The organism is Tenacibaculum lutimaris, assembly GCF_003610735.1.
Taxonomy (GTDB): domain Bacteria; phylum Bacteroidota; class Bacteroidia; order Flavobacteriales; family Flavobacteriaceae; genus Polaribacter; species Polaribacter lutimaris.
In genome coordinates this window covers 161,120-177,744 of sequence record NZ_RAQM01000007.1, presented here as the reverse complement: position 1 = coordinate 177,744, position 16,625 = coordinate 161,120, and the positions used below count along the sequence as shown (strand labels likewise).

The following is a 16,625-nucleotide window of genomic DNA, read 5'->3' as shown; positions in this document are numbered from 1 at the left end:
TTACGGTAAAAGAACACTGCTCACAACGTGAACCACCCCATTTGTTCCTTGTACATCGGTTAAAGATATTGTTACTGATTGCCCTGAACTTGTATCTAATTTTGCTCCGCTAGATAAATCAACTGTAACTATATTGCCATCAAACATTGTAATTTCTTGATCGTCGCTTAATTCATCTGACTGCACATTTCCTCCCGCAAACACATGATACTTTAATACTGCTTCTAATGTTGCAATAGGAATATCTGCTAATGAATTCCAAGAATCATTACTATCTAGCAATGCTTGAAATGCATCATTTGTAGGTGCAAATATTGTATACGGCCCCTCTTGACTCAATAAAGAAACAAAATCTGTAGTATGACGGCTATCTGTTAATGCTGCTACCAAAGAAGTAAAACCACTATTATTTAACGCTAAGGTCACTACATTAGCTGGCAACATTACTTTATCTATTGTATGTATAACTCCGTTTGAAGCCATAACATCTGTAGCAATTGGTTTTGAATCCCCATTGAACTCCACTGCTCCATCAACTTCTACTTGTAATGACAACATCTCATCATTTGGACCTGTTGATAAGGTATTCACATAAGTATTAGATAAATCTGCCGCTTTTACTTCACCACTTATCACATGAAATAACAATACCGACTTTAATGTTTCTACTGGAATATCATCTAATGAATTCCATGAGTCATTACTATCTAACAACGCCTGAAATGCTGCATCAGTTGGAGCAAAAACAGTAAAAGGTCCATCAGCTTGTAATGCTGATACTAAATCAGCTTTCTGCAAAGCTGCAACCAAAACACTTAAATTAGAATCTGCTACTGCTACATCAACTATAGACTTTGGCTTTTCTATAATCGGATCATCATCATTACTACATGACGTTAACAAACCAAAACTTAAAAACAAACCTAAAAACATCAATGATGTTAAATTCTTGATTTTCATAATTTCACACTTTAAATTAATACTTACTCTTATTTTTTTATAGTCTACTTTTCAGTTTCGGTAGACTTTGTTTATGTTTTTAGTAAATTTATTAAACAAAACAAGTTTAACTAAAAAAATATGTCTTGAAAATCAAAACATTATCCAAAATTACATTTTTTGTTTAACAAAAACAAAAAATAGGTAAACAAAATTTAATTGATTAAAATTTTTAATATTTATTTAAGAATTCTTTTAAAGAAGAATGAACTCTTATTCTTGCTTTAAAATCAACACTATCAACAGCCATCGCTTTATTTCCTATTGCTATTAACTCATGTTCTGTATTTTTAAGCACCCTTTCTATTTCTGAAAAATATTCTTGGATCTTATCATCATAAGGTTGAACAGTCATAGAAGTAACGAAACAAATTTTTGTTTTACTTTTAAAAAAATAATCTAAATTATCTAAAGGCAAACTTTGTCCTAGATAAATTGTATTATACCCTCTTAACGTAAGCTCATAATTCAGGTACATTAGACCTAATTCATGTATCTCATTTTCTGGTAAAAACAACACATAAGTAACTTCTGAGTTATTATTAGAATACTCTAACTTCTCAATATTAATTTGTATTTTTTGAACAATTAAGTTTGAAATAAAATGCTCATGTGCTGGCAACAACGTGTCAGTTTGCCATAAGAGTCCTATATGGTTTAAAAAAGGAATAAAAACATCTTTAAAAATTTCTCTAAATGTTTTCCTTTTTAATAGACTATTATACGTGTTATTAAACAACGTTTTATCAAACTGAAACATTGCTATTTTAAAAGAATTTATCGCCTCATCATTTACCGCCATTTTAAAAGCTAACTCTCTAGCCTTTAAAACAATTGTATTATCAGACATTTCAGCAATCTTAGAAATTTTAATGTTATTTTGGTTTAATAAAACAACATTTAAAAGTTTCTGTAAATTCTCAGATGAATAGTAACGAATATTAGTATCAGTTCTTTCAGGCGACAACAAATTATAGCGCTTCTCCCAAATACGAATTGTATGCGCCTTTATTCCTGAAATGTTTTCAAGGTCTTTAATTGTAAAAGTTGACTTAATATTGTTCAATACTTTTTATTTTATATTAAACAAATATACAAATTTCTTTAAATTAAGACTCTACCATCTTGTTCTAGGTTATATTATTATTATTTTTGATACAATTTTTCACTCTTTACCTATGGTTTTTCAAACTCATATTCCTTTAAAAAAACAAAAACACCATTTAATTAATTACAATTCTAAACTGTTATTGTTAGGATCTTGTTTTTCTGAAAACATAGGCAATAAGTTATCGTATTACAAATTTCAATCGGAGCAAAATCCATTTGGAATTTTATTCCACCCAAAAGCTATTGAAACCTTCATTACAAAAACTACTAACAAAGAGAAGTACACCGAAAATGATGTGTTTTTTCACAATGAGCGTTGGCATAGCTTTGATGCTCATTCGGTTTTAAGCTCCTCTTCAAAAGAAGAGCTACTGACTAGTCTAAACAATAATATTACCTCAGCATTTCAACAATTAAAAAGTGCTTCACATGTTATTATTACCCTTGGAACAGCTTGGGTATATCGTGAAATTGCCACAGACATTATAGTTGCGAATTGTCATAAAATTCCTCAGAAAAAATTTTTAAAAGAATTATTAACTGTTGAAGAAGTTTCAGAAAGTTTAGAAGCTATTAATTCTTTAATCAAGTCTATAAACCCAGAAACCACAATTATTTACACCCTTTCACCTATTCGTCATATTAAAGATGGATTTGTAGAAAACCAACGTAGTAAAGCGCATTTACTTTCAGCTATTCACCAAACTAATGAACCTAGAAATAATACTCATTATTTTCCCTCGTATGAAATTATGATGGATGAATTGCGTGATTATCGTTTTTATGCTGAAGATATGATTCACCCCAACCAAACAGCAATCAATTATATTTGGGAAAAATTTTCAGAAGTTTGGTTTAGCGAGGAAGCTATAGAAACTATGAAAGAAGTTGAAACTATTCAAAAAGGATTTGCACACAAACCATTTAATCCTAATTCGGAAGCACATCTATTATTTTTAAAAAAGTTACAACAAAAAAAGGAAACACTTTTACAAGCATTTCCTTTTATGAATTTTTAGTTCATTTATTACTTACTAACCAAGTATTGATCTACATTTTGCCATGGACCACCATTAATTACATCTACTCCATGATTCTGCAAAAACTGTGTTGCTTGTCCACTTCTACCACCACTTCTACAAACAGCGATTACTGGTTTATTCCACGATTTAATTTCCTCTACATTTGTAGGAATCGTAGCTAATACAATATGCTTAGCTCCTTCACTGTGCCCTTCATTCCATTCTGCTAAAGTTCTTACATCTAATACTACCGCTCCTTTAGCTAAATATTCCTGTATTTCGTTACTCATATCTTTCTTTCTAAATAAATTAAATAATCCCATATTATGCTTCTTGGTAATTTTCCAACAAAAGTAAGCCGTTTTCAATTAACGTTGTGTAACTCTTGTTACTTTTCATTGATTCAAGGTAGTTACGTAACGTATCTTTTATTGAAAAATTATTCACTAACGCTAACTCCAACAATTCCAAAGGCAGTAACCAATCATTTTTAAATTGAGAACTTACTTCGTCGAAAATTCCTTGAACTTTCTCTTCAGAAACTGTGCCAGCTTCTCTCATCATCCTTACTTCGCTGTATAAACTATACAACTTTTTATCTGATTCAGAATAGTTAATTTTATGCGTTTTTGTTTCTGAAACCTTTCCTACATCACCAAATGACGTTATATCAGCAGGTCCTGCAAAGGCTGAAATCACATCAACTCCAACTGCCATATCATACACTCCCCAATCTGGGTGAAACAACAATGTGTCACCATGAGTTACAGTACAATCTTTAAAAGAAATCAATAAAATTCTACCTCTTAGATCTCTTGTTCCTGTAATTACTTCTCCCTCTACTTTTATTCCTCCTTCAAACTCAAGTGTAACTTGCTCTCCCTCATAAATTCCGTAAGCTTTCAAATCTCGCGGACTCATATTTTCTATCGGGATGTTAATTCCTTTTAGTTTTCCTATCGGACTTCCAAAACCTTCTGCATGGTAATTTATTCCATGTCCTATTAACTCTTTATCTCTATTCGCTAATGCTGTAGGTCCCGTTGTTTGTACATATATAGGCTTGTTATTCTCATCAATTATTACATTGGTAAAAACTCCTGACACTTGAATACCCGTACTTAACTCGATAGTTCCTAGATTTTGAGAATCTATTAGTTTTTCAATTCCTTTCAGTCCTCCAGTTCGTATAGCCATCTTGTTAGCAAACTGCTCCAACACCAAACTTAAATGGGCAAAATCTGGTGTAACAAATAGTTGAGGTTGTGGTTTTGTGATATCAAAACTTACATTGGCAGCTTCTAATGTATACGGTACTTTCTTTACTTCATCTTTCATACACCATTTACTCTCTCCTATTGAAGACAATAATCCTGCCCCATAAATTTTAGGGTTTTCAAGAGTTCCAATCAACCCGTATTCAACCGTCCACCAATGTAGATTTCTAATCTGAGCCATTTCGGAAAGCTCTCCCATATTATCTTGTAACCACTCCACTTTTTCTTGTGCCTCATCAATCTCTTCTTGAGTAGAATTTGGATCTTCTTTTAGAATAGATAATAAACGAATGGCTTCATACATTTCATAATCTTTCGCTGAAGAAATTGCCTTAGCTCCTATTTCTCCAAAACGACGTAAATACTCAGCATATTCTGGGTTTGCGATAATTGGCGCATGCCCTGCAGCTTCATGAATAATATCAGGTGCTGGTGTATATTCTATATGGTCAATTGTACGCATGTCGGATGCGATTACCAATACGTTGTATGCTTGAAATTCCATAAAAGCATTTGGCGGTATAAATCCATCTACAGATACTGCCGCCCAACCTATTTCTTTTAAAATACGGTTCATTCCTTCCATATGAGGAATTTTTTCAACTGAAATTCCAGTTTTTTTCAGTCCATCTATATACGAAGCATGTGCTACTTTACCAAGATAATCTACATTCATTCGCATTACATAACGCCACACTGCTTGGTTTTGGTCAGTATACTCATCATACGGTTGTTTTACCACGAATTTATGTAAGTGCTTGGGTAGCTTTTTGGTAACTTCGTTTAGTTCAAAATGAGGTTCCATAATGTTGTTTGTTTTGCTCTGTAAATTTAGGTTTTTTATAGCTTACAAAAAATTGATATCCGTTAAATTCTAAATTTCTTATATTTACTAACATACAATAGTTCTAAAACTCAAATTAGAACCTACTATCTTTAATAACTTAAACAATTTGCTATGGGCTTTGGAGGATCGGTATCTGCAATGATAACCAGTTTAAAAAACAATAAAAGAAAAAGAGTGAGCGCTTTTGAAAAACTAGAACGGTTTCAAAAAGAGAATGACGATAAACTATACTTTAAAAAATCTGCTAGTAAAAAAGAGCTAGTTCAATTAAAAAAACAAGTACTCAAAGAAAATAAAAATCAACTTATCAAGAACAGTATTCTATTCTTTTTAATCTTCGTAATCTTAGTTTATAGTGTGTTTGTTTTTATGAATTCTTAAAATAATCAACAAAAATCTTTCTTACTTTTGTAGTGTAACACACAACAAATGAACAAGAAAGTAATTTTAATGATTTTGGATGGATGGGGAATTACCCAAAATCCAAAAGTATCGGCCATATACAACGCTAAAACCCCGTTTATAAATTCGTTATACGATAAATTCCCACATGCACAGTTAAGAACTGATGGCGAACATGTTGGTTTACCTGTAGGACAAATGGGAAATTCTGAAGTTGGTCATATGAACTTAGGTGCTGGTAGAATTGTATATCAAAACTTAGCTAAAATCAACAAGGCTGTAAAAGAGGGGACTTTAGCACAAGAAAAGGAACTTCTAAATGCTTTTGAATATGCAAAGGCAAACAATAAAAATGTCCATTTTTTAGGATTGGTTTCTAATGGAGGAATTCACTCTCATATTGACCACCTAAAAGGATTACTATCTGCAGCTAACAATTTTGGTTTAGATAACGTATACCTACATGCTTTTACTGACGGACGTGATTGCGATCCAAAATCAGGGAAATACTTTATCAACGACATTCAGGAATATATGCAAGAAACCACAGGCGAATTGGCAACAATTACCGGTCGTTACTATGCTATGGATCGTGATAATCGTTGGGAACGTGTACAGCTTGCTTACGATGCTTTAGTGAATGGAGAAGGCTCTTTTTCTTCGGATGCTTCAACTAGTATTCAACAAAGTTATGATTCTGATGTTACTGACGAATTCATCAAGCCTATAATTATGGTTGATGAAAATAACCAACCAAAAACCACAATTAAAGAAGACAACGTTGTTATTTTCTTCAATTTTAGAACCGATAGAGGGCGTCAGTTAACAGAAGCTTTAAGTCAAAAAGATTTTCCTGAGTTCAACATGAAGAAGTTACCATTGTATTTTGTTACTATGACAAATTATGATGATACGTTTAACAATATTCATGTTATTTACGATGGAAAAAACATTGAAAACACCTTGGGTGAAGTATTAGAATCGGCAGGAAAAAATCAAATTAGAATTGCTGAAACAGAAAAATATCCACATGTAACTTTCTTTTTCTCAGGCGGAAGAGAAGAAGAGTTTAAAGGTGAAAAACGTTTATTATGTCCGTCACCAAAAGTAGCTACTTATGATTTAAAACCTGAGATGAGTGCTTATGAGATTCGAGATGCTATTGTTCCCGAACTACAAAGCGGTGATGTTGATTTTGTGTGTTTAAACTTTGCAAATGGTGATATGGTAGGACATACAGGAGTTTTTGAAGCTGCTGTTAAAGCCTGTGAAGCGGTTGATGATTGTGTAAAAGATGTAATTACCACAGCACTAGATAACGACTACACTACTATTTTAATTGCAGATCACGGAAACTGTGAAACAATGATTAACCCAGACGGAACACCACATACAGCTCATACTACCAACCCTGTTCCTATGATTTTAGTCGATAAAGAATTAAAATCAATAAAAAGTGGTATTTTAGGCGATGTTGCTCCAACTATTTTAAAACTAATGGGTGTTGAGCAACCTGAAGAAATGACACAACATTCGCTTATTTAAAAATAAATCTTATGAAAAAAATCGTATACCTTTTTGTAGCCTTACTAATTGTTTCTTGTGCATCTACTCCTAAAAACCTAGCAACAAAAAACGAAAACGGAAATTTAGTTGGTATCGCTACTAAAAAAGACTTCCAACAAGAACCTTATGGAAGTGACTGGTTCAACGATTTTTATTCTTATTACGAAACAGACAAGGGTACCATAGAAAAACTAAAACCATACTTAAAAGACATAAAAATAAAAGGGTTTATGGGAACTTGGTGTGGAGACAGTAAAAGAGAAATCCCTAATTTTTATAAAATTTTAGACGAAGCAGAATTCGACTATAAGAACCTTGAATTGGTTACTGTAAACCGTCAGAAAAAAGCTAACGGACTAGAAGAAGGCTTCAATGTAATTAGAGTTCCAACCTTTATCTTTTATAAAGACGGAAAAGAAATTGGTCGTTTTGTAGAACACGCTATTGAAGATAGCTCTGTTGAAGAAGATTTCTTAAAAATACTATCTGGTCAAGAATACAAACATCCATATCAAAAATAACTGTAAATTTGCGCCTCAATATTTTTACCATGATTAAACCAAAAACTAGAGAAGAAATTGAATTAATGCGCGAAAGTGCTTTAGTAGTATCAAAAACTTTAGGTATGCTTGCCAAAGAAGTAAAACCTGGAGTTACTACATTGTATCTTGATAAACTTGCCGAAGACTTTATTCGTGAGCAAGGTGCCATCCCTGGTTTTTTAGGCTTATATGATTTCCCAAACACTCTTTGCATGAGTCCAAACTCACAAGTAGTTCACGGAATTCCAAATAACACACCTTTACAAGAAGGTGATATCATTTCTATTGATTGTGGTGCTATAAAAAATGATTTTTATGGAGATCATGCCTATACGTTTGCTGTAGGTGAAATTGCTCCTGAAACTCAAAAACTACTTGACGTTACTAAAGAGAGTTTATATGTAGGTATTCGTGAATTTAAAGTAGGAAATCGTGTTGGAGATGTAGGATTTGCTATTCAAAACTTTACAGAAAAGCACGGCTATGGTGTTGTTCGTGAATTAGTAGGTCACGGATTAGGACGTAAAATGCACGAAGATCCTGAAATGCCTAACTACGGAAAAAGAGGTCGTGGTAAAAAGTTTGTAGAAGGTATGGTAGTTGCCATTGAGCCTATGACAAACTTAGGAACACAAAAAATTCGCCAGCACAGTGACGGATGGACCATCACTACTTTAGACAATAAACCTTCTGCCCACTTTGAGCATGATGTAGCTATTATTGATGGTAAACCTGAGTTATTATCTACCTTTAAGTATATATACGATGCATTAGGTATTGAAAGTAATGAGGAAGACGAATTCAGACAGCAACCATTAGTTATATAATGAAGGTAAGACACATACTAATTGTTTTAGTAATCCTATTCATCCATTCTATTTTCATCTCTTTGTTTCAAATAATGCATTTGGCCATATGCCTCAGAAATGTTTTTAATAGGATTCCTTTTAAAATTAATTTTTGGTATAATGCTTCTTTGGAAACTAATAACCTCAAAAAAAATTAAAGAAATACTTAACTGGTAATAATTAAGTGAGCATTTTCAAAACAATATTAAATACCATACCTAGACCAATATTAATTAAAGCTAGTTATTGGGCTCGCCCAGTTATTGCTTGGTGGCTAAAAGGTGATAATTTCACAGATCCTATTGATGGAAAATCATTTAAGAAATTTTTACCTTACGGGTATGGAAAACAACGTGAAAACGCACTATCTCCCTCTACCCTATCTCTAGAAAGGCATCGTTTAATGTGGCTTTTCTTACAACAAGAGAGTAACTTTTTCTCCTCAGATAAAAAGTTAAAAGTATTACATATTGCTCCTGAGCAATGCTTTTTAGATATTTTTAGAAAACAAACAAACTTAGAGTATACTACTTCTGATTTAGAATCGCCTATAGCAGATGTAAAAGCAGATATTTGCGACCTTCCTTTTGAAGACAACTCTTTTGATGTAGTATTTTGTAATCATGTATTAGAACACATTTCTGACGATACGAAAGCAATGCAAGAATTGTATCGTGTAATGAAAGTTGGCGGGTTTGGTATTTTTCAAATTCCTCAAGATTTATCTAGAGAAATTACTTTTGAAGACGATTCGATTACTGATCCAAAAGAGCGTGCAAAAATATTCGGCCAGTATGACCATGTTCGCGTATACGGTCGTGATTATTTTAACAAACTACGTTCTATAGGTTTTAAAGTTGATGAAATAGACTACACAAAAAAAATCGCTCCAGAAAAACTAGAACGATTTGCTTTAATGAAAGGCGAAATTTTGCCTGTATGTTATAAAAATTAATTAGCATACTCTGCTAACTCATTTGCTTCATTGTGATATAATAACACCACCTTTAACTCTGGATGCTCTTCTAAAAATACTTTTGTTTTCTCTAAGCCCATTGCTAAAAAAGCAGTAGCATAAGCATCTACATCAGCACAATCTCCTTTTAATCTAACCGACACACTTAGCAAGTTACTTTCCTCTGCCAATCCTGTCTTTGCATTTACCGTATGCACTATCTTTTTCCCTTCAGCATTTACCTTGTACTTTCTATAATTTCCAGAAGTTGCCATTGACTCATTATCCAATTCAATTACTTTTTGAATAGAGCGTGTTCCGTCAACATTTGGTTTTTCAATAGCCACTTTCCATAATTTCCCATCTTTTGTACCTCTTGCTCTAATCTCACCCCCTATTTCTACTAAATAATCATGAATATTTTTTGATTCTAAAAATCTTCCTACCACATCTACACCATATCCTTTAGCAAATGCATTTACATTAAACTCTATATCTGAGCTTTCTCTATAAACTTTTCTATCCTTTAAAGAAACTTTATCAAACCCCACATGTTCCATTAAGACTGAAATTTCCTCGGTAGTTAGATTCTTTTTTTCCTTACCTGACCCAAATCCATAAGCATCAATCAACCTTCCAATTGTCGGATCAAAATACCCATCAGTTTCTTTATAAATTCTTTTTGCTTTATCAAACACTTCAACAAACATATCGTCAACCACTACCGTAGTATCTCCTTGATTTATTTTTGAAATATCAGAAGTAGGCATATACGTTGACAGTGATTTATTCACTAAATGAAACAAACTATCAATAGATTTTTGATAATTTTCATTGCTCATGTAAGTTATATGATAAGTAGTTCCAAAAACACCTCCTTGTAATTTAGTCTCGTTTATTTTTTTTTCTTCTTTGCAAGATATAAACAACAATAATGAAACTACTACAAGCGTTACTCTTTTAATCATGATAAAAATTTTATCACAAAATTAGCACTTTCAATCTTCATAAAAGATTGTTAATTCTCTTTTTTGTGTCTTCATTTTTATAAATTTGCTCAACTATTAATTATTAATAATACATCTAAAACATAGAATCAAAATGAAAAAAGTATTCTTATTCCTTAGTGCCGCTCTTTTACTAGCATCGTGTGCTTCTACAAAAGAACTAGAGGCTGTTAAGGCTAAACATGAACAAACAAAAGAAGAATTATTAGCGGTAAAAGCTAACTTAACTAAATGCTTGGTTGAAAAAGAAACTTGTCAAGAAAAGGCTTTCTCTTTAGAATCTAGAGTAACAGAGTTAAAGAAAGACAAAGAAAACACACTACAACAAGTAGAAAATCTAACTGTATTAACTCAAGGAGCTAATGACAACATTAAAGAAACATTATCTCAGTTAAGCAAAAAAGATAAATACATCAACAAAATTAGAGAAGCAGCTTCTAAAAAAGATTCTCTTAATTTAGTAGTTGCTTTCCACTTAAAAAAAGAATTACAAGACGGTATTGATGATGAAGACATTGAAGTAAACGTTGAAAAAACTGTAGTATTTATTTCAATTTCTGACAAGTTATTATTTAAAAGCGGAAGCTACACTATTAACGACAAAGCATCTAAAGTATTAGAAAAAGTTGCTACAGTTGTTAACGGACAACCACAAATGGATGTAATGGTAGAAGGACACACAGATAACACTCCTGTTGCTGCTGGTTCTGCTTTAAAAGACAACTGGGGATTAAGTGTTTTACGTTCTACTGCCATTGTTCGTGAATTACAAGGAAAGTACAATGTAGCTCCTGAAAGATTAATTGCTGCAGGTAGAAGTAGCTATGTTCCTTTAGTAGAAAACAACACTCCTGAAAATAAAGCTAAAAACAGACGTACAAAAATTATCATATTACCTAGATTAAATCAATTCTTTGATTTATTAGATCAAAAAGTAGAATAGTTTTTAAAACATAATTATAAAAAAACGTGCTTAAAGCACGTTTTTTTATGCGTTAAACTCTGGCAAATTAAAAAAGAAAAAAATTAAACTAACACGCTATTTGTCAATCAAATAATTAATTGTACATTTGCAGACCTTTTTAAAGGACAAAAAATTATTAATTATAAACAAAAACTAATCGTGTAATTATGAACACATTAAGTTACAAAACAGTATCAGCTAACAAGAACACTGTAAACAAAGAGTGGGTTTTAGTTGATGCGGACGGGCAAACATTGGGTCGTCTAGCTTCTAAAGTTGCAAAACTTATTAGAGGTAAGTACAAGCCAAATTATACTCCTCACGTAGATTGTGGAGACAACGTTGTAATTATCAACGCTGAAAAAATCAATTTAACTGGTAACAAGTGGGCTGACAAGTCTTACATCCGTCACACAGGTTATCCAGGAGGGCAAAGATCATTAACTGCTACAGAAATGTTCGAAAAAGATCCTACAAGATTAATCGAAAAAGCAGTAAAAGGTATGTTACCTAAAAACCGTTTAGGTAGCGCGTTATTCAAAAATTTATATGTTTACGCAGGTACAGAGCACGGTCAAGAAGCTCAAAAACCTAAAGCTATTAACCTTAACGATCTTAAATAATTATGGAAACTGTACACAAAATAGGTAGAAGAAAAACAGCTGTTGCTCGTGTTTATGTTTCTCAAGGAAGTGGAAACATCACTATCAACAAAAGAGAGTTTAAAAACTATTTCACTACACCAACTTTACAATACAAAGTTCAACAACCTTTAATGTTAACTGAGAACTTAGAGGCTTACGACATTAAAGTAAACGTATACGGTGGTGGTGTTACTGGTCAAGCTGAAGCTATTCGTTTAGCAATTACTAGAGCATTAGTATCAATTAACGAAGAAAACAAAGCTGTATTAAAACCAGAAGGATTATTAACTCGTGATCCAAGAATGGTTGAACGTAAGAAATTCGGTCAGAAGAAAGCTCGTAAGAAATTCCAGTTCTCTAAACGTTAATATTTTACTGAACTTGTTTCAGTATTTAAATGTTTTGAGACTGTTATTTATAAATCAATTTTTAACAGTTTAGTATCTAAATATTTCAGACTTAATAACTACTGAAATATTGCGAAAACAGAACGTAAACACATTTATTAAAATGGCAAACATTCAAGAATTATTAGAAAGTGGTGTTCACTTTGGACACTTAACTAGAAAATGGAACCCAAACATGGCTCCATACATCTATACAGAGCGTAATGGTGTTCACATCATCGATTTGTATAAAACTTCAGCTAAAATTGACGAGGCTTCTGCTGCGTTACAAAAAATAGCTAACTCAGGACGTAAAATCTTATTCGTTGCTACTAAGAAGCAAGCTAAAGATATCGTTGCTGAAAAAGCTAAAGCTGTAAACATGCCTTACATTACTGAAAGATGGCCAGGTGGTATGTTAACAAACTTCGTTACTATTCGTAAAGCTGTAAAGAAAATGGCTTCTATTGATAGAATGAAGACTGATGGTTCTTTCGACGCTTTATCAAAAAGAGAAAAATTACAAATCAACCGTCAACGTGAAAAATTAGAAAAGAACTTAGGTTCAATTTCTGATATGACTCGTTTACCAGGAGCTTTATTTGTAATTGACGTGAAGAAAGAGCACATTGCTGTTGCTGAAGCACAAAAATTAAACATTCCAATCTTTGCAATGGTTGATACAAACTCTGATCCAAGACCGATTGATTTTGTAATTCCTGCAAACGATGACGCTTCAAAATCTATTGATAAAGTATTATCATATGTAACTGATGCGATTGCTGAAGGCTTAACTGAAAGAAAAGCAGATAAAGAAAAAGCTAAAACTGAAAAAACAGCTGAAGCACCTGCATCTGAAGAAGCAAAATAATTTTAATTTAAAGGTTTCATTACATTGAGGCCTTTAAATTTTTATACCTTACAACAATAATTACAATTAAAAAATAACGATAGAAATGTCAGTAAAAATTAGCGCTGCAGACGTAAAAAAATTAAGAGAAACTACCGGAGCTGGTATGATGGATTGTAAAAAAGCATTAGTAGAAGCAGAAGGTGACTTTGATAAAGCTATTGAAATTTTACGTAAAAAAGGACAAAAGATCGCTGCTAAAAGAGCAGATCGTGAGTCTACTGAAGGTGTAGCTATTACAAAAATTAGCGATGACAATACTTATGGAGTTGCTATCGTATTAGCATGTGAAACAGATTTCGTAGCTAAAAACGATTCTTTCAAAGAGTTAGCTAAAGAATTTGTAGACATCGCTTTTAACTACAATACAAAAGAGGAGTTCTTAGCTGCTGATTTTGGAGGAGTAACTGTTGCTGAGAAATTAATCGAGCAAACAGGAGTTATCGGTGAAAAAATCGATATCACTTCTTTCGAAAAAATCGAAGCACCATACGTAGGAGCTTATACTCACGTTGGTAAAATTGCTGCAATGGTAGGTTTAACTGCTGCTGTAGATAACGCTGCTGAGTTAACTAAAGACTTAGCTATGCAAGCTGCTTCAATGGGAGCTGTTTCTTTATCTTACAAAGATTTTGATCCTGCTTATGTAGCTTCTGAAACTGAAGCTAGAATTGCTGCAATTATTAAAGATAACGAAGAGTTAGCTCGTTTAGGTAAAACTTTAAAGAACGTACCTCAATTCGTATCTAGATTACAGTTAACTGATGAAGCTATGGCCGAAGCTGAAAAAGAAGCTAAGGAGCAATTAAAAGCTGAAGGTAAACCAGAGCAAATCTGGGACAAAATCTTACCTGGTAAAATGGAAAGATTTATCTCTGATAACACAACTTTAGATCAAGAACAATGTTTATTAGATCAAAAGTTCATCAAAGACGAAAAGAAAACTGTTGCAGAATATGTTTCTTCTTACGGTGACGTTGAAGTTAAAAATTTCGTAAGAGTTACTTTAGGATAATTCTCAACAATAATTTTATATGAAAACCATCCATTTTTTGGATGGTTTTTTTATACAACTAATTTAGATTCATTTTCAACTCAATTTTAAATACATTAGCACTTCATCTAAAAAAACAGCTATGACAAGAGAAGAGCATTTAAAATTTTGTAAAATTTGTAATAATCAAAAATTTGATAGTCAAAAAGGAATTATTTGTGGACTAAGAAACTCTATTGCAGATTTTGAAGATACTTGTGAATCATTCGACGAAAACACACAGCTAAAAGAAAAACTTTTAGCAAAAAACAGTGAAAACGAATTAAGCAATCAAATTGCTAGTCAAGGTACACGCTTTGCTAATTATCTTCTTGACAGAATATTTATATTAATAATCAGCTTTTTCTTAGGCTTTATATTTACACTTCTCCTTACTATTATTTCTCCTAACTCTGCAGGATATTTTGAGCAAATGGGAAAACTAGAAGAGTTTGTATGGGGATTTATCATAGGAATGTTCTACTACTCATTTTTTGAAGCTTTAACTGGTAGATCTATTGCTAAGTTTATAACAGGAACAAAAGTTGTTGATGAAAACGGTAACAAACCTACATTTGACGCAATACTATTAAGATCATTATGCCGATACATTCCTTTTAATGCTTTTTCTTTTTTAGGATCTGATGCTGTTGGTTGGCATGATTCTTTTTCCAAAACACGTGTCATTAAAATTAAGCAATAAAGAGTAATACTATAGTTACCCTCCTTACACTTTCAGCATAAAACTCTCAAAAAAAATATGTAGCTTTGCACAACTTTCAACAAAACAAATGCAATACAAAAGAATCCTTTTAAAATTAAGTGGTGAAGCACTTATGGGAGAGCGCCAATACGGTATCGACCCAAACAGACTTAAAGAATACGCTCAAGAAATTAAACAAGTTGTAGATAAAGGTGTAGAAGTGGCCATAGTAATTGGTGGTGGAAATATATTTAGAGGGGTTGCTGGTGCTAGCCAAGGTATGGATCGTGTACAAGGCGATCACATGGGTATGTTAGCAACTTGTATTAATGGTTTAGCCTTACAAAGTGCTTTAGAAGATGAAGGTATTCACACCCGTTTACAAACCGCTATCGAAATAAAAGAAATTGCAGAGCCTTACATTAAACGTCGTGCAAACAGACATTTAGAAAAAGGACGTGTTGTAATTTTTGGTGGAGGAACAGGAAATCCGTACTTTACTACAGATACCGCTGCAGTTTTAAGAGCTATTGAAATTAATGCTGATGCTATTTTAAAAGGAACTAGAGTAGATGGTATTTATACTGCAGATCCTGAAAAAAATAAAGATGCAGTTAAGTATGAAAACATTACTTTTAAAGACGTTATTGACAAAGGCTTAAAAGTAATGGATATGACAGCCTTTACATTAAGTGAAGAAAACAAATTACCTATTATTGTTTTCGATATGAACACCAAAGGAAACTTATTAAAGTTAATTTCTGGTGAAAATATTGGAACAATAGTTGATAACGAATAAACTGAAAAATTACCCTCAACCTATTTGAGGTTTTAAATACGAACAAAATGACTGAAGAAATTGATTTTATTTTAGATTCGGCCAAAGAGGCAATGAATGGTGCTATTGAACATTTAGTAAAAGAATTACGCAGTATTAGAGCTGGTAAAGCATCTCCAGCCATGTTAGCAAATGTACAGGTAGATTATTATGGTTCTGCAACCCCATTAGGACAAGTTGCAAACGTAAATACTCCTGACGCTAGAACAATTTCGATTCAACCTTGGGAAAAAAATATGTTACAAGAAATAGAAAAAGCTATTATGCTTGCTAATCTTGGTTTTAACCCAATGAACAATGGAGAGAATATCATCATTAACGTTCCACCATTAACTGAAGAACGCCGTAAAGATTTAGCTAAACAAGCTAAAGCTGAAGCTGAACATGCCAAAGTTGGAGTTCGTAATGCACGTAAAGATGCGAATAACGACATCAAAAAATTAGACGTTTCTGACGACATGAAAAAAAATGCTGAAGCTGATATCCAAAATTTAACTGACAATTTTATAAAAGAAATTGACGAGAAATTTGTAGTTAAAGAAAAAGAAATTATGACCGTTTAATTTCTTTTT

General features: G+C 32.5%; 19 protein-coding genes. 14 read left to right on the top strand and 5 right to left on the bottom strand.

Going from position 1 to position 16,625, the window contains the following annotated elements:
* A complete protein-coding gene (locus C8N26_RS04460; RefSeq protein WP_120186238.1) occupies positions 1-960 on the bottom strand; it encodes a fasciclin domain-containing protein in 960 nt (319 codons plus the stop codon).
* Positions 961-1,171: 211 nt separating this feature from the next.
* Positions 1,172-2,065 carry a MerR family transcriptional regulator gene (locus C8N26_RS04455; protein WP_120186237.1) on the bottom strand — a complete coding sequence of 298 codons (894 nt, stop codon included), beginning with the start codon at positions 2,063-2,065 and terminating at the stop codon, positions 1,172-1,174.
* A gap of 112 nt (positions 2,066-2,177) precedes the next feature.
* Between C8N26_RS04455 and C8N26_RS04450 the strand changes: the two genes are divergently transcribed.
* Positions 2,178-3,128: a GSCFA domain-containing protein gene (locus C8N26_RS04450; RefSeq protein ID WP_120186236.1), complete on the top strand. Its 951-nt coding sequence runs from the start codon at positions 2,178-2,180 to the stop codon at positions 3,126-3,128.
* An 8-nt stretch (positions 3,129-3,136) separates the two neighbouring features.
* Here C8N26_RS04450 and C8N26_RS04445 read toward each other — a convergent pair whose 3' ends face one another.
* Together C8N26_RS04445 and C8N26_RS04440 are read right to left on the bottom strand one after the other, a co-directional pair.
* Positions 3,137-3,421 carry a rhodanese-like domain-containing protein gene (locus C8N26_RS04445; protein ID WP_038005946.1) on the bottom strand — a complete coding sequence of 95 codons (285 nt, stop codon included), beginning with the start codon at positions 3,419-3,421 and terminating at the stop codon, positions 3,137-3,139.
* A gap of 34 nt (positions 3,422-3,455) precedes the next feature.
* Complete coding sequence (locus tag C8N26_RS04440; protein WP_120186235.1) at positions 3,456-5,213, bottom strand: aromatic amino acid hydroxylase; 1,758 nt, start codon at positions 5,211-5,213, stop codon at positions 3,456-3,458.
* A gap of 153 nt (positions 5,214-5,366) precedes the next feature.
* Here C8N26_RS04440 and C8N26_RS04435 point away from each other — a divergent pair, with 153 nt between their 5' ends.
* From C8N26_RS04435 to C8N26_RS04415, 5 genes are all read left to right on the top strand, one after another.
* Positions 5,367-5,636, top strand: coding sequence for a hypothetical protein (locus C8N26_RS04435; RefSeq protein WP_028892306.1), 270 nt, complete (start codon positions 5,367-5,369; stop codon positions 5,634-5,636).
* Positions 5,637-5,684: 48 nt separating this feature from the next.
* Positions 5,685-7,202, top strand: a complete 1,518-nt coding sequence (gene gpmI / locus C8N26_RS04430; protein ID WP_120186234.1) for a 2,3-bisphosphoglycerate-independent phosphoglycerate mutase — start codon at positions 5,685-5,687, stop codon at positions 7,200-7,202.
* An 11-nt stretch (positions 7,203-7,213) separates the two neighbouring features.
* Entirely contained in the window at positions 7,214-7,744 is a 531-nt protein-coding gene (locus C8N26_RS04425) for a thioredoxin family protein (RefSeq protein ID WP_120186233.1), read from the top strand.
* A 29-nt stretch (positions 7,745-7,773) separates the two neighbouring features.
* Positions 7,774-8,592: a type I methionyl aminopeptidase gene (gene map, locus C8N26_RS04420; RefSeq protein ID WP_028892303.1), complete on the top strand. Its 819-nt coding sequence runs from the start codon at positions 7,774-7,776 to the stop codon at positions 8,590-8,592.
* A gap of 205 nt (positions 8,593-8,797) precedes the next feature.
* Positions 8,798-9,568 carry a class I SAM-dependent methyltransferase gene (locus C8N26_RS04415; RefSeq protein WP_028892302.1) on the top strand — a complete coding sequence of 257 codons (771 nt, stop codon included), beginning with the start codon at positions 8,798-8,800 and terminating at the stop codon, positions 9,566-9,568.
* Here the strand turns inward: C8N26_RS04415 and C8N26_RS04410 are convergent.
* The gene (locus tag C8N26_RS04410; protein ID WP_120186232.1) at positions 9,565-10,536 is read right to left on the bottom strand and encodes an FAD:protein FMN transferase; all 972 of its coding nucleotides are present in this window, start codon (positions 10,534-10,536) and stop codon (positions 9,565-9,567) included. The genes C8N26_RS04415 and C8N26_RS04410 overlap by 4 nt on opposite strands.
* A 133-nt stretch (positions 10,537-10,669) precedes the next feature.
* Here C8N26_RS04410 and C8N26_RS04405 point away from each other — a divergent pair, with 133 nt between their 5' ends.
* From C8N26_RS04405 to frr, 8 genes are all read left to right on the top strand, one after another.
* Positions 10,670-11,518: an OmpA/MotB family protein gene (locus C8N26_RS04405; RefSeq protein ID WP_028892300.1), complete on the top strand. Its 849-nt coding sequence runs from the start codon at positions 10,670-10,672 to the stop codon at positions 11,516-11,518.
* Positions 11,519-11,706: 188 nt separating this feature from the next.
* Positions 11,707-12,162 carry a 50S ribosomal protein L13 gene (gene rplM / locus C8N26_RS04400; protein WP_028892299.1) on the top strand — a complete coding sequence of 152 codons (456 nt, stop codon included), beginning with the start codon at positions 11,707-11,709 and terminating at the stop codon, positions 12,160-12,162.
* A 2-nt stretch (positions 12,163-12,164) separates the two neighbouring features.
* Entirely contained in the window at positions 12,165-12,551 is a 387-nt protein-coding gene (gene rpsI / locus C8N26_RS04395) for a 30S ribosomal protein S9 (RefSeq protein ID WP_028892298.1), read from the top strand.
* 142 nt (positions 12,552-12,693) lie between these two features.
* Positions 12,694-13,440 (top strand): 30S ribosomal protein S2, encoded by a 747-nt coding sequence (gene rpsB, locus C8N26_RS04390; RefSeq protein ID WP_028892297.1) that lies wholly within the window; start codon positions 12,694-12,696, stop codon positions 13,438-13,440.
* An 85-nt stretch (positions 13,441-13,525) separates the two neighbouring features.
* Positions 13,526-14,494, top strand: coding sequence for a translation elongation factor Ts (gene tsf / locus C8N26_RS04385; protein WP_038005889.1), 969 nt, complete (start codon positions 13,526-13,528; stop codon positions 14,492-14,494).
* 121 nt (positions 14,495-14,615) lie between these two features.
* Complete coding sequence (locus C8N26_RS04380) at positions 14,616-15,215, top strand: RDD family protein (RefSeq protein ID WP_120186231.1); 600 nt, start codon at positions 14,616-14,618, stop codon at positions 15,213-15,215.
* Positions 15,216-15,303: 88 nt separating this feature from the next.
* Positions 15,304-16,014 (top strand): UMP kinase, encoded by a 711-nt coding sequence (pyrH, locus tag C8N26_RS04375; RefSeq protein WP_120186230.1) that lies wholly within the window; start codon positions 15,304-15,306, stop codon positions 16,012-16,014.
* Positions 16,015-16,061: 47 nt separating this feature from the next.
* Entirely contained in the window at positions 16,062-16,616 is a 555-nt protein-coding gene (frr, locus tag C8N26_RS04370; RefSeq protein WP_028892294.1) for a ribosome recycling factor, read from the top strand.
* The last annotated feature ends 9 nt before the right edge of the window (positions 16,617-16,625 follow it).

Excerpts from the sequence above, each read along its gene's own strand:
- C8N26_RS04460 (WP_120186238.1), bottom strand. The coding sequence starts at position 960 with ATGAAAATCAAGAATTTAACATCATTGATGTTTTTAGGTTTGTTTTTA.
- C8N26_RS04450 (WP_120186236.1), top strand. The coding sequence starts at position 2,178 with ATGGTTTTTCAAACTCATATTCCTTTAAAAAAACAAAAACACCATTTA.
- C8N26_RS04445 (WP_038005946.1), bottom strand. The coding sequence starts at position 3,421 with ATGAGTAACGAAATACAGGAATATTTAGCTAAAGGAGCGGTAGTATTA.
- C8N26_RS04440 (WP_120186235.1), bottom strand. The coding sequence starts at position 5,213 with ATGGAACCTCATTTTGAACTAAACGAAGTTACCAAAAAGCTACCCAAG.
- C8N26_RS04435 (WP_028892306.1), top strand. The coding sequence starts at position 5,367 with ATGGGCTTTGGAGGATCGGTATCTGCAATGATAACCAGTTTAAAAAAC.
- gpmI (WP_120186234.1), top strand. The coding sequence starts at position 5,685 with ATGAACAAGAAAGTAATTTTAATGATTTTGGATGGATGGGGAATTACC.
- C8N26_RS04425 (WP_120186233.1), top strand. The coding sequence starts at position 7,214 with ATGAAAAAAATCGTATACCTTTTTGTAGCCTTACTAATTGTTTCTTGT.
- map (WP_028892303.1), top strand. The coding sequence starts at position 7,774 with ATGATTAAACCAAAAACTAGAGAAGAAATTGAATTAATGCGCGAAAGT.
- C8N26_RS04410 (WP_120186232.1), bottom strand. The coding sequence starts at position 10,536 with ATGATTAAAAGAGTAACGCTTGTAGTAGTTTCATTATTGTTGTTTATA.
- C8N26_RS04405 (WP_028892300.1), top strand. The coding sequence starts at position 10,670 with ATGAAAAAAGTATTCTTATTCCTTAGTGCCGCTCTTTTACTAGCATCG.
- rplM (WP_028892299.1), top strand. The coding sequence starts at position 11,707 with ATGAACACATTAAGTTACAAAACAGTATCAGCTAACAAGAACACTGTA.
- rpsI (WP_028892298.1), top strand. The coding sequence starts at position 12,165 with ATGGAAACTGTACACAAAATAGGTAGAAGAAAAACAGCTGTTGCTCGT.
- rpsB (WP_028892297.1), top strand. The coding sequence starts at position 12,694 with ATGGCAAACATTCAAGAATTATTAGAAAGTGGTGTTCACTTTGGACAC.
- tsf (WP_038005889.1), top strand. The coding sequence starts at position 13,526 with ATGTCAGTAAAAATTAGCGCTGCAGACGTAAAAAAATTAAGAGAAACT.
- C8N26_RS04380 (WP_120186231.1), top strand. The coding sequence starts at position 14,616 with ATGACAAGAGAAGAGCATTTAAAATTTTGTAAAATTTGTAATAATCAA.
- pyrH (WP_120186230.1), top strand. The coding sequence starts at position 15,304 with ATGCAATACAAAAGAATCCTTTTAAAATTAAGTGGTGAAGCACTTATG.
- frr (WP_028892294.1), top strand. The coding sequence starts at position 16,062 with ATGACTGAAGAAATTGATTTTATTTTAGATTCGGCCAAAGAGGCAATG.